General features: G+C 40.4%; 12 protein-coding genes. All 12 read right to left on the minus strand.

Translation table 11 applies throughout. The features are described from left to right. Positions 1-172 precede the first annotated feature (172 nt). The 12 genes from pgmB to I6N96_RS03125 all read right to left on the minus strand — a co-directional run bounded on the left by pgmB (position 173) and on the right by I6N96_RS03125 (position 15,419). Positions 173-805 (minus strand): beta-phosphoglucomutase, encoded by a 633-nt coding sequence (gene pgmB, locus I6N96_RS03070; protein ID WP_209556021.1) that lies wholly within the window; start codon positions 803-805, stop codon positions 173-175. Beyond that, positions 793-2,976, minus strand: a complete 2,184-nt coding sequence (locus I6N96_RS03075) for a glycoside hydrolase family 65 protein (protein ID WP_209556022.1) — start codon at positions 2,974-2,976, stop codon at positions 793-795. Before I6N96_RS03075 ends, pgmB begins: the two co-directional genes overlap by 13 nt. A gap of 201 nt (positions 2,977-3,177) precedes the next feature. Next, positions 3,178-5,493 (minus strand): glycoside hydrolase family 65 protein, encoded by a 2,316-nt coding sequence (locus tag I6N96_RS03080; RefSeq protein ID WP_209556023.1) that lies wholly within the window; start codon positions 5,491-5,493, stop codon positions 3,178-3,180. A 101-nt stretch (positions 5,494-5,594) separates the two neighbouring features. Further along, positions 5,595-6,620 carry a LacI family DNA-binding transcriptional regulator gene (locus I6N96_RS03085; RefSeq protein ID WP_209556219.1) on the minus strand — a complete coding sequence of 342 codons (1,026 nt, stop codon included), beginning with the start codon at positions 6,618-6,620 and terminating at the stop codon, positions 5,595-5,597. 73 nt (positions 6,621-6,693) lie between these two features. Then, the gene (locus I6N96_RS03090; RefSeq protein WP_209556024.1) at positions 6,694-7,506 is read right to left on the minus strand and encodes a carbohydrate ABC transporter permease; all 813 of its coding nucleotides are present in this window, start codon (positions 7,504-7,506) and stop codon (positions 6,694-6,696) included. Continuing rightward, positions 7,503-8,381: a carbohydrate ABC transporter permease gene (locus I6N96_RS03095; RefSeq protein WP_209556025.1), complete on the minus strand. Its 879-nt coding sequence runs from the start codon at positions 8,379-8,381 to the stop codon at positions 7,503-7,505. Before I6N96_RS03095 ends, I6N96_RS03090 begins: the two co-directional genes overlap by 4 nt. Positions 8,382-8,639: 258 nt before the next feature. Continuing rightward, complete coding sequence (locus I6N96_RS03100; protein WP_209556026.1) at positions 8,640-10,028, minus strand: extracellular solute-binding protein; 1,389 nt, start codon at positions 10,026-10,028, stop codon at positions 8,640-8,642. Positions 10,029-10,312: 284 nt separating this feature from the next. After that, entirely contained in the window at positions 10,313-10,654 is a 342-nt protein-coding gene (locus tag I6N96_RS03105) for a DUF1831 domain-containing protein (RefSeq protein WP_209556027.1), read from the minus strand. 169 nt (positions 10,655-10,823) lie between these two features. Next, on the minus strand, positions 10,824-11,969 hold the full coding sequence (locus I6N96_RS03110) for a cysteine desulfurase family protein (RefSeq protein WP_209556028.1): 1,146 nt from the start codon (positions 11,967-11,969) through the stop codon (positions 10,824-10,826). Positions 11,970-12,039: 70 nt separating this feature from the next. Beyond that, positions 12,040-12,939 (minus strand): EamA family transporter RarD, encoded by a 900-nt coding sequence (gene rarD, locus I6N96_RS03115; RefSeq protein ID WP_209556029.1) that lies wholly within the window; start codon positions 12,937-12,939, stop codon positions 12,040-12,042. A 191-nt stretch (positions 12,940-13,130) separates the two neighbouring features. Beyond that, the gene (locus I6N96_RS03120) at positions 13,131-14,096 is read right to left on the minus strand and encodes a ribose-phosphate diphosphokinase (protein WP_209556220.1); all 966 of its coding nucleotides are present in this window, start codon (positions 14,094-14,096) and stop codon (positions 13,131-13,133) included. Between the two features lie 327 nt (positions 14,097-14,423). After that, positions 14,424-15,419: a sortase domain-containing protein gene (locus I6N96_RS03125; RefSeq protein ID WP_209556030.1), complete on the minus strand. Its 996-nt coding sequence runs from the start codon at positions 15,417-15,419 to the stop codon at positions 14,424-14,426. Positions 15,420-15,452: the final 33 nt, after the last annotated feature.

Below are 15,452 nucleotides of genomic sequence, written 5' to 3' on the forward strand. Positions count from 1 at the left end.
GATACCCATTATACTAGGATTTTTCAAGATGTAAAGATGTTAGCCGTAAGCTTAACAGACTTCTTAGCTATTGCTTCATACACATTTTATTCCCCCTTTTTCGTATCAATTAAACGCTATTTTAGGAATAAAGAAACGACAAAGCTGTAAAAAGCTTTGCCGTTTCCTTGGACTATTTTACTAATTCATACAAACCATCTACTACTTTATCTGCCTCAGGGAGATTCTCTTTTTCCCCGATACCGATCACATACATTCCTGCCGCTTTTCCTGCCAAAACTCCTGCTTGAGCATCCTCATACACGACACACTCTTTCGGCTTTAAACCAAGCCCCTCAGCTGCTTTTAGAAAAACCTCCGGATCGGGCTTCGCATTTTCCACCTTCGTTCCATCAATGATTTCATCAAATAAATCATAGATATCCAAGCTTTTCAAAATGGATACTGCATTTTTACTGGCAGAGCCTAAAGAGATTTTCACTTCCTCCTGCTTCAATTGAAGAAGATACTCCTTTGCTCCTTTCAGCAGCTCATCTACGGTCATATCTTTGATGAATTCCAAGTACCAGTTGTTTTTCATCTCCCGTAGTCGACTTTGCTCCAGCTCATCCTTTTGAATCCCGCCAATTTCCAAGAGGATTTCTAACGAACGTGCCCGACTTACACCCTTCAGCTGCTCATTATCTGCTTCGCTAAAATCAAAACCTAGCTGGTTCGCCAGTTTTTTCCATGCCAGATAATGATATTTCGCTGTATCCACCAGTACACCATCTAAATCAAAGATGGCTCCTTTCATTGCTTCCATATATTTCCACCTTCCTTGGTCACTTCTACTTGATAAACATCTTCCTTCACTTGAATCTTGAAGCTCATTTTTTGCCATTTTTCAGGTAATTGAGGTGTAACAGTAATTTTTCCTTCCCGAATTTCAAGACCAGCAAAGCCCAAAACCGCAGCCATCCATGCTCCACCGTTCGCTGCCGGATGTGTACCGCCAATATAAATTGTTCCGGCAAATTGCTTAGACTCTCCTGTTAGATCGACAGATGCTGTTTTCATGAAATAGGGGTAGGCCCATTCCGGATCGCCAATATCACAAGCAAGCAATGCATAAATACAGGGACTCAGCGAAGAACCGTGTTCTGTTCTAGGTTCATAATACTGCCAATTTTTTCTTTTGACTTCTTCTGTATATTCTTCTTTAAATAGGGTCAATAACAGCACAACATCTGCCTGCTTCAATACTTGAGTATCCGCAGCAACACCATATGCACCGCCCCAATATTCCTTGGGATCGATCAAGCGCGAACGTACTGCCTCTACCGTTGCATCCTCCAGTTTAAAATACCCATCAAACTGCTCAATCAAGCCTGTTTCATCATTTGGCTCGGGAACATATAATTCAGCATTCATTGCTGCTAATTGCTCCATATCCTCCTGATAATCAAGCTTTCGAATCAATGCCTCACGATAATCCGGAACGTCTCTTAATGCCTCTAACGCCTTCACAGCGATGTCGATCGTATACGCAGCCATTTTATTGGTGTAGGCATTATTGTACACACGTTCATGGTATTCATCCGGACCAATCACATCCACCAGCTCAAATCGTTTTTTCTCTGCCTGATAATACGCGTAGGAGCTATAGAAACGAGCACATTCCAGGATCACTTCTGCCCCGCCATTCAAGAGTAATGAGCGATCATCTGTCATTACATAAGTTTGCCAAATGCCGTAAGCAACAGCGCTGCTGATATGAATCTGTTTATCTCTGAAATAAGTCCGCATCGGTCGATTGGTAAATACATCCGTAACATTATAATCCGAGCAGGCATCCTGCCCATTCTCCTGACTTTCCCATGCATAAAAGGCACCACGAAAGCCATACTCTGCTGCCTTTGCTCGTGCACCATCCAAAGTTTGGATGCGATATTTGATTAGATTTTTTGCTGTTTCAGGGTCAGTATGAAGAAAGAACGGCAGCATAAACATCTCTGTATCCCAGAATACGGCACCTTTATATGTCTGACCGGACAATCCTCTTGCCGGAATAGAAGTAGTCTGTCCATGCTGAGGGGCAAGAATCAACAGCTGATAGATACTATAGCGAAGCGCCAGCTGTGCTTTTTCGTCTCCTTCAATCAAAACGTCCGACATTGTCCAACGCTCTTTCCATTCTTCCACATGCTTACTTTTTGCCAGCTTATACCCTGTCTTATTTGCAGAAAAACTGGCCTTGATTGCCTGCTCTAAAGGAATCTCTACATCCTGAGAAGTGTATACAGCAACAGCTTTGGTAAAATGATAGCTCTTACCTGCCTGAGCGATAAACTCGATTTGACGAAATAGTCCTTTTTCCGTTTCAAAAATACGTACCTCCCCTTCGAATGATAAGGAAATCGTATCTGCCACCGCAATCTTATGGCCTAATTCCCCACTTACCGCAGTCACTGCAATCGTCCGACTTTCTGAATAATAGCTGTAATCAAATAAATGAGGACCGTTGATATCCCAGACATCGCCATCGATTCCAGTAACTAGTCGAACTCTTGCTGTTTTTTCTAAAGAAAAGGAATAAATCATATGCAGCAGATGATTATCTGTACTGCTCGCAAAACGATCACTTTCTATAGTCACTTTTCCAGCACGCCCTGAGAAAACTGTTTTACGCTGATGAATTGCCCGCAACATGTCCAACTGTTGAGAATGTGCCACGATTTCACCCGTACGAAGATCATGTGGTTCATCCTCAACAAACAATTGTGTATATAGCCCATTTGGTGCGTTGATTGGTTCACGCCAGGCAGTCCCCTGCTGATCATAGATACCAGATAAGTTACATGCCGGAAGCTCTTCTTTTCCATATTCTTCCATTGTGCCGCGATAACCAAAATAACCATTTCCTATGAGAAACTTATTTCCAAAATCAATCGTCTTTTCAAGCTGTCTGCCAGCTTCTGAAATAATCCAACTCATGATTTTCCTCCTCTGCCTTTTCATCTGCTAAAATCAATCCAGCAGCTTTTCACAACTTGCTCTCGCTTTTGATCCATCAAACATTATTCATAGAGATTTCTTTAGCCAAAAGAGATGGATCGCTGTTGTTCAACTCTCCATCTCTCACTGTTGGCAAAAGCTCATTTATTCCGCTAGATAAACACTTGCTGAATCAACTTGTTACACTTGCTGCAGCTTTTCTTTAGGGATAGCCAGCTCCGTTCCTTCTGCATCAATCAATCGTTCTTCTCCATACACAGATAAAAGAATGCTTTCTCCCTTCACTATGCTTATCTTAGCCGTTGACCTTGTTACCTTCACTTCTACAATACGATTTCGGTACTCGATGCGGAATGAATAACCGTCCCATTGTTTTGGCACTACCGGGCTAAGAATCAGCTGACTGCCGTCACTGCGTAATCCGCCAAAACCATAGACAATATTCATCCAGGCAGCGGCAATTGAGGTCGTGTGCAGTCCTTCGTTCGTGTTTCGATTGTAGTTATCCAAATCCATTCGAGTAGCAAAGCTGAAGAAGTCAAAGGCTTCATCAAATTTTCCTAACTCAGCCGCCAATACGGAATGAATAGACGGTGACAAAGAAGACTCATGAATCGTTCTCGGTTCATAATAATCATAATTGACTCGCTTAGATTCTTCTGAAAACCGCTGATTATACAAAAACTGAAACATCAGTACATCCGGCTGTTTGATCATATCATTTCGATAAATCCGATCATACGACCAGTGACTGTATAATGGAAAATCAGAAATTGGAATCTGGTCGATATCAATATGCGGCAAATCAAAATATCCTTCATGTTGTTCGATCACACCATCCTCACTTTCGAAGAAAAGCGTTTCTTCTGCGGAGTGCTGCCACTGACGCCATTCTTCTTCAGTGAGATTGGTTTTAGTCAACAACTGCTTCAGCTGTCCAGGTGCTTCCACACTCATTTCCTCAAGCACTTGAATCGTAAAGTCAAAGGTCTGTTGCGCCATATAATTTGTATAAGCATTATGATTGACCATGACCTGAAATTCATCTGGTCCCATCACACCATAAAAGCCAAATTTTTTCGTCAACTGACTCCAATCACCTCGAGATTCTAAAAATCGAGAAATTTCCACCAGCATTTCAACGCCATGATCATAAAGAAAATCTTGATCCTCTGTCAAATGAACATAATGCCAGATACCATAAGCAACGCCTGTACTTGGTTGAAACTGTGTACTGGCGTGCTGCCAAAGATCACAGGCTTCTTCACCATTCAAGGTGGCTATTGGGTAACAAGCCCCTGTACAGTCCAAATCACGTGCTCTTTTTCTTGCTGCATCCAACGTAGAATAGCGAAATTCCAACAGATTTTTTGCTGCTTTTGGATTGTTGAATAGATAGTAGGGGAGGCAGCAGGTCTCTGTATCCCAGAACGCATGCCCGCTATAGGCTTCTCCCGTCAATCCTTTAGCCCCAATATTATTGGAAGGATTCTGTCCATGATACGTCTGCTGCAGTTGGAAGATGCAAAAACGAATTCCTTGTTGATTTTTCTCATCGCCATCAATTTGGATATCAAAGTGATCCCAAATGTATGTCCAATAATCCTTCTGATCTTTTTTAGCTTGTTCATAACCTAGCTTCACTGAGTCAGCTAGTGCTGTACTACCTTCCTGCCACATAACATCCTTTGATACTTCTTGTTTTTTGATCACATTCACAACTAACTTTTTAACAATTGTTTCTTCATTCTTAGTCAATGGTATAGTCAAGCTATAGCTGATTTTCTTTTCAGCCTCTATTTTCTTCTTTTCATATGCTTGATTGATTTCTAGATGGAAACCAGAGAAAATTTGCTGTTTTGTCGTAAGTGTTTGTCCGATGATTGCTAAATCCCCCTGATCATTCAGCGTCCCCTTCTCCTGCTCTTTCCAAAAAGAAATTGGTTCTTCCCCATGCTTTGTATTGAAATCAATCCCCATACTTACATGAATATCGCCTGAGAAGTTTAGTGGTTCGAAACTAAGCTGCTGATACCCATTTGATGACTTCTCCATATGAAGAAATCGCTCAAACCTCACCTTTAGCTGCTTCCCTGTCTTTGTCTTCCAGATAAACGAGCGCGTTAAAACACCAGTTTTCAAATCCAGTTCACGATAAAAATCATCCAAATGAACCCTATTCATATCCAGCGTTTCATCTTCCAAACGAATCTCTGTATCCAGCCAATTCACTGCATTCAACATAAAATGTGGTTTTGTTACAATTCCTTTGTAGTGTGAAAGTGCTTCTTTTCGACTGAACTCATAAATACCATTAAAATAGCTTCCCAGAAGACTGTCACCAGAGGTTCCCTCTTCAAAATAACCGCGAATCCCCATATATTCATTTCCTAAAGAAAAAATCGATTCAGTTACACGTTCATACTCTGGATCAAAACCTTCTTCAATGATTTTCCAAGGATCTAATTTAAAATAATCATCTGCAGCTTTTGCCATAAATTACACACCACCATTTTTCATTTAAGGTACTTTTTTTGAATAAGAGACCGAGGATGTCCACAAAAACATCCCTGTCCTATCTCATTTTTTTCTATTGTCTAATTGATTTTTGTTACAGATTGACGAACAATCAGCTCACCTGAAAGTAAATACAGCGGCTGAACCTCTTCATCAGACTGATCTATGATTGCGATCAGCTTTATTAATGCCATCTCACCTTTTTTTACATGATCCAAACGAATTGTTGTCAGCGGCGGATCATTGATCTCTGCATAACGAATATCATCAAAGCCGATGATAGATATCTTTTCTTTATCATACATGCCCTGTTCTTTCAAAAAATGGATAAAGGATGCAGCCAAAAAATCGGCTGTTACGACAACAGCTGTAAACTTCTGCAGCTGTTTAGCCATTTTGTCAAACTCACTTCGACGAAATAGATATTTCCGTTCAAAGCTAAGCTGATGATCCTTCAAAGCCTTCTTAAAGCCTTGATATCGCTGCTCAATGACTCCCGTTGTGTCTTCATCAAATGGATAGGTCAGAAAGGCAAATTTTTCATGACCGTTCTCAATCAGAAAATTCGTTGCAATCATTCCAGCTTCGAAATCATCCGAATTGATGAATACTCGATCATGGCTGTTTTCAGCCAGATACTCCTGTTTTTTTGCTAAATGCGTATCAACAAATACGATCGGCGACTGGATGATCTTGTTTATCTCACTATAAAACTGCGGAGAAACACCAACAGCAATGAACCCTTCAAATTTCCAATTCCTTTGAACCGCTTCCACATCTTCAACAGAAGTCACATTATGGATCAGAGTGAACATTCCGGCCTCTTTCGCCTTACGTTCAATCCCCTCCAGCACCTCTGTAACGAAGGGATCTGAGAAATCAACATCCACTTTATCCGAGTAGTACAGCAATCCTATCAGCTTAGAGGAGGACTGTACCAACGCTCGTGCATTCATATTCGGTGTATAATTATATTTCTTGATGATCTCTTCGATCAGTTCAATTTTATCTTTAGAAACTCGATGAGCCTTTTTATTGATGACATTAGAAACAGTGGTGATACTCACCCCAGCTTCTTTGGCAATCTGTTTGATTGTTACCCGCATATTCTTCACCGTCTTCTTGTTTATTTACAACTATTATATCTGTAAGTCAAAATAGTATGCAAACTTTCTTTTCTTATTTTCCCGAACCCGTTGCCACACCGGCAATAAACTGCTTCTGGAAAATGATATAAACAATGATTACCGGGATAATGGATATTGATGTTGCTGCAAACAAACCACCATAATCCGTACCATATTGTCCGTTGAACATACGTAGTCCAACAGAAATCAATTGCTTCTTCTCATCGTTGATCACTAAGAAGGGCCACAGGAAGTCTTCCCAGCTCCATAAGAACTGAAAAATTGCTAGACTGGCAATCGTATTACGGGACATTGGCAAAATGATCTTATGGAAAATAAAGAAATCTGATGCCCCATCGACCCGCGCAGCCTCAAGCATTTCATCAGAAATTTGTGAAATGGACTGGCGGAACATGAAAATCCCAAATCCACTCACCATAGCCGGAATGATCAATGCTTTATAAGAATCCAGCCAACCGAAATCCATCATCATCTCATATTTTGGAATGATCGTTACCGCCCATGGCAGCATCATCGTACTTAGTACGACACCAAACAACAAATTTCTTCCTTTAAAACGGAACTTTGCAAAAACAAATCCCACCAATGCGCTTGAATAAATCGTAATGGCTGTGATTGCTACTGAGATGAACAAACTATTGAAGAACATCCGCATAAAATTGAACTTCTCTTGAACATCTACATAGTTTTGAAATGTGCTGGGTGTTGGAAACAGCCCGCCATCCACTCTGACGATCTCCTGATTGGTTGCAAAGGAAGATAGAAGCATCCAGACAAACGGCACAACTGTTACCAATGCTAAAAACAACAAGAATAGATTGAAAAAGATCTTTTTCGTTTTCATTTATCCAACTTCCCTTCCCCGGTGATTTTAAACATGATGATCGTTAAAGCACCAATAATCACAAATAGAATGATTGCCATAGCAGAAGCGGTCCCAAAATTATATTTTTCAAATGCTTCGTCAAAAATCAGATATGAAATAACATAGGTGCTTGTTCCCGGTCCGCCTTTCGTCATGATCAATATTTGAATATACGCTTGTAAATATGTAATCAGTGACGTGATCACAACAAACAATGTTGTTGGTCGCAGCAGAGGCCAAGTGATACGGCTGAATTTCTGCCATTTATTCGCACCGTCAATATCCGCTGCTTCAAATACATCCTCCGGCAGACCCATCAAACCTCCTAGAAAGATCACTGTCGCATACCCGAAGTCCTTCCAAATCGTCATGATAATAATTGCAGGCATCGCCCATTTCGAGTTCATCAACCAGTTGATATCTAAATCGAAGATTTTGTTGATCAGACCGAACTGCGGATTGAACATCCACATCCAGACAAAGGATACAGCTACCAGCGGCGTGATCGTCGGCATGTAAAACATTCCTCTGAAGAAGGTTTTGAAGCGTGCCAATTTTGAATACAGCAACGTCGCTAAACCTAATCCAAGCACAACCCGAAACAATACAGCAAAGAATGAAAAAATGAATGTATTGCTCATTGAGCTCCAAAACAGCTTGTTCGTTAAGACATTTTTAAAATTCTCAAAACCAACATAATCGTATTTATCAATCAGTGGATTCCAGTCGTGTAAACTTCCCGCAAAAGCTTTATAGATTGGATAAACTAGAAAAATAGCAAAATAGATGACCAATAATGTGATCGTCACATTCCTTAGATTTATGAATGCAGGTTTTATTGTTTTTTGTTCCATGATTACTCCCCCTTCATTCTTTTGAAAGAGAGTGGTACGATAGTCAGTTCCCACTCTTTTATTTACTCTAAAGCTGAATAAACAGTGTTCCAATCTCTTTGTGCTTCGAGGATCAGAGCGAAGCGAGAACCGTAGACGCAAAAGCAGCTCACTCGGAAATAAGCCGAATACTCTCAAAAATATGAGAAACAGTTTTCGGATCATCCGGCTTATTTCCCAGAGCTTAACGCTTTTATCTCAACCTCTTTCAAAACCTATCTATTTTGCTTCGTCAAAGAATTCATAGCTGGATTCAAGTGAAGTGAAATCGGTATCCTTCATTTCAGACTCCATCTTTTCTTGTCCATCTTTGATTGCTTGCTTCATATCTTTTCCGTTATAAAGCACATCGTCCAAGGTTTGATCTGCAGTTTTTTCTACAGTTGCTGGAAATGCTCCCGGCCAAATCAAGCGATCAACACGAGGTGCAATGGCACTCAAAACCGGATTTTCTAAAATTTCAGAATCATCTGCCAACGATTTTTTCGTAGGGAATGATGCAAGTGAGAGTGCACCTTTTTTAGAGTACTCATCATTTGCTAAACAATATTTCAAGAAATCCTGAGCAACAGCCTGCTGCTCATCTGTTTGGTTCTTATTGATTCCCGGCGTACTTTCCCCGTTATAACGGTCATAAGCAAATGGTGTTTCTTCTGTTGGTGTCGGCGTAGCAAAAACACCGAAATCAATATCAGGATAGTTGGTATTCAGTTCGTTCAAATACCAGCCCCACATATAAACCATGGCTGATTGACCATTACCAAAGCTCTGTTTTGCTTCTTTACCAAAGTCTTTTGATCCAACCTTATCTTTTTCATACAGATCAATCAGGAACTGCATATTTTCAATCGTTGTCTCATTATCATAGTTGACCTTCGTGCCATCTTCATTGAACAACAGTGTTCCTTTTTGATAGTTCAGGCCTTCATAAATTGCACTGTAATTTTCAAAGTTATAGTTGAAGCCAGCCTGTGTGATTTGACCATCTTCTGTTTTTGTCAGCTTTTTCGCTACTTCTCGGAACTGATCCCAGGTTTTAGGGATGTCTGCATCAGTCAGTCCAGCTTCTTTCCACATTGCCTTGTTGTAATAAATATTTCCTGTATTGATCAAGCTGTCTGTATAATAAACCTTGCCGTCGATCACATGAGGATCAACAGATGTGAAATCTGCTTTTAAGTCATCCACTGGAATGTCATAAGGAGCCAAGTATGGAATCAAAATGTCATGCTGCGAATTATGAATATTAAAAATTGCTGGTCCATCCTTGCCCTTTAGTGACAATGGCAGTTTTGTCCAATAATCTTCCCACGGTTGATTGACAATCTTGATTTCAACATTAGGATAGATTTTCTCATATTCCTTTGCCATTTCAATCGCCGGATCGCCTTCATTCCATGTCCAATAGTCAATTTTGATTGGTTCCCCTTTGTTTACAAGCTTGTTGGGATCAAACTGAACAGTCTGACCAAGGACATCCATGCCTTTATCTTCTGTTGTATCCTTTGTACCAGAGCTTGCCCCTTCATCTTTACTGGATGAGGAACAGGCAGCCAACCCGCCAACTAGTAATACTGAAAACAATGCTGTGATGAACTTCTTTTTCATTGTAAGCCCTCCTAGAATTTATAAGGTTTAACGTTAAACTTAATCTTACAAGACCAAGTTTAACGTTAAACTAAAATTATGTCAAGCGCTTTCATATAGATTTTTTGACTTGTAGAGGAATATTTTGCCCATTTTTGTTATTCAATTAAGGCTGGCTTATTCACTTCATATATACTCTTCATTTTTATCAATGTTATGAAATTAATTTTTTAGTTGCTTAAAATTTTGGTTTTACAGCAATAAAAAGAGGCTGAGAAAACTCTCAACCTCTTAAGTGTCAGCTCTTATACTTTTTCCAGTACGCCTCTACTGATCATGCCGTCCATCAGAAAATAGAATTTCTCCTGACTCATTGCATGCTTCTCATTTTTGAAGATATTCATTGATTTCAACCCGTTGGCAGTCGTCACCGACATCTTCAATGTTTTTAAATCCTTGGCAATCGTGATTTTCAATTTGAAGCCTTCTTTGCTTTGTGGTGTCGCATCCAATGAACGGATCAATTGAAAATTGCCGGAATTCGTTTCTGTAAACCCATTATCTCTTAATGTATAACGTTTTGCAGCTGGGTTCATCTTATAAAAAACATCTGATCCCTCTACTGCTGCTTTTTCTTCAAATGCCATTTTCTCACCTCTTTAATTCATTTCATCTATTATTATATCTATATATTGTTGAAGAAACAACTATTCATTCAAGTTCATTGGTCTGTATTTTGTATAAATCCAACAATTCATGCAGAATGATTCGACAAGAAAGGAGTATCGATTCCAGTCAATTTCTATGGACATTGCCTTAGTTTTTTAAGCGCTGCGCTGTTTTGATCAATAAATCTGCAAATCGTTCGATTTCTTCTATTGTGTTGCCATAGCCAAAGCTGATTCGAAGTGATTCCTTGACCGCCGGATGACCTTTTCCGTAGATAGCTTCCAATACATGGGACGGATCGACTGTTCCCGCTGTACAAGCTGAACCAATCGACACTGCTGCTCCATTTAAGTCAAGATGCATCAAAAGCAGATCACTGGAAACACCTTTGAACCAAATATTCAAAATATGAGATAGCTTATTTTCACGATCACCGTTGACCTGATAGTCGATTCCTGCTTCGCTCAGCTTATTCAGAATAATATCCTCAAATCCCTTATTTCTGATTTTATGATTTTCCTTTTCCTCATCAGTCAACAACTCAACAGCTTTCCCCATCCCAGCAATACCGGGAATATTTTCCGTTCCTGCTCGCCTTTTTTCTTCTTGTTCACCGCCACGTAATAAGGGCTGAAATTTCAGACCATCTCTCTTGTATAAAAAGCCCACGCCTTTTGGTCCATTGATTTTATGCGCTGATGCACTAAGGAGGTCGATCCCCATTTCTTCTGGGGCGATTCTTTCAGAACCAAAAGCTTGAACAGCATCTGTATGGAACACCGCCGGATGCTCCTTCAACAATTCTCCAATTTCTTTGATTGGCATCAATTGTCCTGTTTCACTATTTCCATAAATGATAGAAACCAAAATCGTATCTTCTCTTAGAGCAACAGAAAGATCCTCCAGCCTTACTCTTCCTGATTCATCGACTGGCAGGTAGGTTACTTCATAGCCCTTGTTTTCCAAATAATGTAGTGGCTGTAACACTGCAGGATGCTCTACTGCTGTTGTAATGATATGCTTCCCTTGATCCTTCATCATTTCAGTCGTTTCAATAATTGCAGTATTATCGCCTTCAGTCCCGCCGCTTGTAAAAATGATTTCATGAGGCTTGACCTGCAAGCTATCTGCAATGACCTGACGAACCGTTTCCAATTTATGATGTGCCTCTCGTCCCACTCCATGGATACTAGATGGGTTGCCGAAAATGCTGTTCATCACTACTGTCATTTCTTCGATCACATCCGGATGCATAGGTGTTGTTGCTGCATGATCTAAATAAATGTATTTCATCGGTTTCGTCCTTTCTTGATACTGTCATTGAGTCATTCTAGCACACACCGCAAGATTCCTCAAAGTATCTTTATTCCCCTAAAATCTTCTGTTCCTTCTTAAACGTCAGATAACTGCTGTAAGTAAAGACTGCGATTCCCAACCAAATAAAACCAAAGGCTGTAAACTGAGCACTTGTGTATGGTTCTTTAAATAGAAAAACAGCAAAAAGCAGCATGATTGTCGGATTGATATACTGAATGAAGCCGACAATGATATAAGAAATTCGTTTGGCAGCCTCTGCAAAAAGCAGCAACGGGATTGCTGTAACGATTCCAGCCCCCATCAACAAAAGATTAATATTTATTTCATATGCCATAAACCCTTTTTCTGAGAAGAAAAACAGATACACCAAGGCAATTGGTAAGATGACAAATGTCTCTAGCGTCAGCCCAGTATACGAGCTGATCTCGATTTTTTTCTTCATCAGACCATAAAAGCTAAACGAAAATGCCATGATCAAAGAAGCATATGGTACCACACCCGTTTGAATCGTCAGAAGTAATACACCGGTCAACGCCAATAAACAAGCGACAATACCAGCTCTGTTCAATCTTTCCTTTAAAATAACTGTTCCCAGTAAAACATTTACCAGTGGATTCATATAATAACCTAAGCTAGCTTCTGTTACTCGTCCTTGACTGACTGAATAGATAAACGTAAACCAATTGATCGAGATCAAAATTGCTGCAGCAACGATTCCGATCACTTTTTTTCTATCCCTCAATACGGATTTTACTTCCTGCATAAATGCTAATCCGCGCTTAGTGATCAAAATATAAATCCCCATAAATAAGAACGACCATACAATGCGATAACACAGGATATCCATTGAATTGACTGTCGGCAGCAGTTTCCAATATAAGGGAATGATCCCCCATAAGATATACGCTGCCAGCCCTAAAATAATCCCTTTTTTCTGTTCTTTCATACGTTCTCCTTCCAATCTTCCCGAATCTATAATTGCTGAAATATATTTTTTGTTTCTCCCGATTTTCCCTTTAAAATCCATACAAAATATTTCTATTCTATAGATTGAACACATCAAACTAAGAATAGATAAAACGGCTAGAAGATAATTCGTCCAGCCGTTTTTCTTTCAAGTTTCTTTTAAATAGACAATCACTTTTTCTTTAAATGAAATAGTGGACTCATCGGTGTATTTTCATGGATTCGCTTCAGAGCTTCCCCCATAAGCGGTGCACAAGACACAATAGCTAAGCAGTCTGGTCTGCGATCCTCAGTAACAACCACAGAATCTGTGATACATAGCTGTTTGATTGGTGATGCATCGATTCGTTCTTTCCCTCCGGAAGACAGCAACCCATGTGAACCACATGCATAAACCTCAGCAGCTCCATTCTCTGCCAAGATCTCAGCGGCAACAGTCAAAGTTTCACCAGTATTGATGATGTCATCTACCAGAATACAAGTCTTTCCCTTCACTTCCCCAATCACATAGCCAGAGCGAACACCGTCCACCTCTTCTTGATCCACGATTGCCAACGAAGCATCCAGATATTCTGAAAGGCTGCGTGCTCTTTGGACCCCGCTATTTTTTGGAGAAACGACGACAATGTTTTCTCCGGTAAGCTTCTGATCTTGGTAATGCTGTGCAAACAGCGGCATAGTAAATAGATTATCAACAGGAATATCGAAGAAGCCCTGTACCTGTACAGTATGCAGATCCAAGGTCAAAAGACGTGTTGCTCCTGCTTCTACCAGCATATTTGCCACTAGCTTTGCAGTGATCGGTTCTCTTGGCTTCGCTGTGCGGTCCTGACGGGCATAGCCATAGTAAGGAAGTATCACATTGATTGTTTTTGCACTCGCTCGCTTCAATGCATCGATCATAATCAGAAGTTCCATTAAATGGTCATTTACAGGTGCATTCGTTGCCTGAATCAAATAAACATGATCTCCTCGGATACTTTCTTCGATGTTGATTTGAATCTCGCCGTCGCTGAACTGACGAACCGTGCTTTCTCCTAATTCTGTCCCAACTACCTTAGCGATTTTTTCCGCTAGAGGCTTGTTGGCATTCAAACTAAAAATTCGCAATGTATCATCTTTATATTTGCTGCCCATGATTTCCTCCATTTTTCTCATTCTACCTCATTCATTTTACCATTGATCGACTGAAAAATCATGAAACTTTCACAAGTATTGTCAAAATAGAACTAGAATCTGTTGTAAAGTCAAAATCCTCTATAGAAAGAATACAAAACACAAAAAATAAGTCTGTGAATAAATTATCCAACAGGTTTTCTTTGCTGCACTATAAAATTTTACCTTTGCCTATTACTATAAAAAACTAATCAGGCAGGGAACACAATCATTTTTGATTGTACTTCCTGCCTGATTGGTTAAGTAAATTTTGGGGAAAATCTACAAACTCTTGACTCTGGTTCTCTATTATTTATATGCAAAGACGATCAGGTTAGTCGTATCGTCAATACATGTCTGCAACGTAATTCGCTCGCCGCCGCCAGTACCTGTGACCATATCCCAGATATTGTTGCCGGTGCTGATTTCTGTGGCATAATCATCAACCGTCGTCACACTACTGACCGTATAGGTTGTTGCATTTCCCGCGCCGTCAGTAACAATAATTTGGCTGCCTCCGCCAAGTCCGAAAATAGCACTGAAGATTCCAGGATTATGACCGATGAAATGTGTATTCAGACCATCGCTGCCTGACTGTACCGCTGCACCGCCCCATGTTGAAACAGTACCATTCGGATTTCCATCAATGATGCTTTGACCGGCAGAACCTCCATTTTGATAAGGAATCGCCGCCCCATTGATATACATTGTCATCGCTTGGTGTGCAGGTGCGCTTGGTTCCTGTGGAGCAGCTGCTGCCCCATCGATCGTATTTGTGACAGTTGTTGTTTCGCTAGCTGCTTCCGCTGTTGGTGCAGCTTCAACTACTGCAGCTTCGTCAGTTACTGGTGTTTCTTCTATAGCAGAAGCTTCCTGTACCGCAGCCTCTTTTTCTGCACTATCAGCAACAGCTTCCGCTTTTTTCTCAGCTTTCGGCTTTACAATAGTATATGTACGATCGATCCAGCCGATATTACCACTGTTGTCTGTTGCAGAGTAGTGAACAATCTGTTTACCGGCAGCAGATGTATCTAAACTTTTATCTGCAACTATTCTAGCTGAAATATCTCCATCCTGATCATCTTTTGCTGTAACACCATCTAAAACATTTACCTTTTGACCAACAGTTACCGTGACATTGTCAGCGGAAATAATTGGTGCAGTAGTATCTTCATCACTTGTCTCCGTGGTCGTTTCTGTGATCTGATCATCGGCAGACTGATGACGGATTTCCGCATAAGTTGTTCCTCCTGCGACAGTTAATAAAGCTAGCGCTATGACGAATTTCAATCCATTGGCTTTCATGATAAATCCCTCCTGTTTCTTGATGAGATTTAC

This window comes from Enterococcus larvae (assembly GCF_017830045.1).
Lineage (GTDB): Bacteria > Bacillota > Bacilli > Lactobacillales > Enterococcaceae > Enterococcus_L > Enterococcus_L larvae.

What these genes read in the sequence shown, in the direction of transcription:
- I6N96_RS03080 (WP_209556023.1), bottom strand. Translation starts at nt 5,493, where the DNA reads ATGGCAAAAGCTGCAGATGATTATTTTAAATTAGATCCTTGGAAAATC.
- I6N96_RS03075 (WP_209556022.1), bottom strand. Translation starts at nt 2,976, where the DNA reads ATGAGTTGGATTATTTCAGAAGCTGGCAGACAGCTTGAAAAGACGATT.
- I6N96_RS03090 (WP_209556024.1), bottom strand. Translation starts at nt 7,506, where the DNA reads ATGAAAACGAAAAAGATCTTTTTCAATCTATTCTTGTTGTTTTTAGCA.
- I6N96_RS03100 (WP_209556026.1), bottom strand. Translation starts at nt 10,028, where the DNA reads ATGAAAAAGAAGTTCATCACAGCATTGTTTTCAGTATTACTAGTTGGC.
- I6N96_RS03120 (WP_209556220.1), bottom strand. Translation starts at nt 14,096, where the DNA reads ATGGGCAGCAAATATAAAGATGATACATTGCGAATTTTTAGTTTGAAT.
- I6N96_RS03085 (WP_209556219.1), bottom strand. Translation starts at nt 6,620, where the DNA reads ATGCGGGTAACAATCAAACAGATTGCCAAAGAAGCTGGGGTGAGTATC.
- I6N96_RS03125 (WP_209556030.1), bottom strand. Translation starts at nt 15,419, where the DNA reads ATGAAAGCCAATGGATTGAAATTCGTCATAGCGCTAGCTTTATTAACT.
- rarD (WP_209556029.1), bottom strand. Translation starts at nt 12,939, where the DNA reads ATGAAAGAACAGAAAAAAGGGATTATTTTAGGGCTGGCAGCGTATATC.
- I6N96_RS03105 (WP_209556027.1), bottom strand. Translation starts at nt 10,654, where the DNA reads ATGGCATTTGAAGAAAAAGCAGCAGTAGAGGGATCAGATGTTTTTTAT.
- I6N96_RS03095 (WP_209556025.1), bottom strand. Translation starts at nt 8,381, where the DNA reads ATGGAACAAAAAACAATAAAACCTGCATTCATAAATCTAAGGAATGTG.
- I6N96_RS03110 (WP_209556028.1), bottom strand. Translation starts at nt 11,969, where the DNA reads ATGAAATACATTTATTTAGATCATGCAGCAACAACACCTATGCATCCG.
- pgmB (WP_209556021.1), bottom strand. Translation starts at nt 805, where the DNA reads ATGGAAGCAATGAAAGGAGCCATCTTTGATTTAGATGGTGTACTGGTG.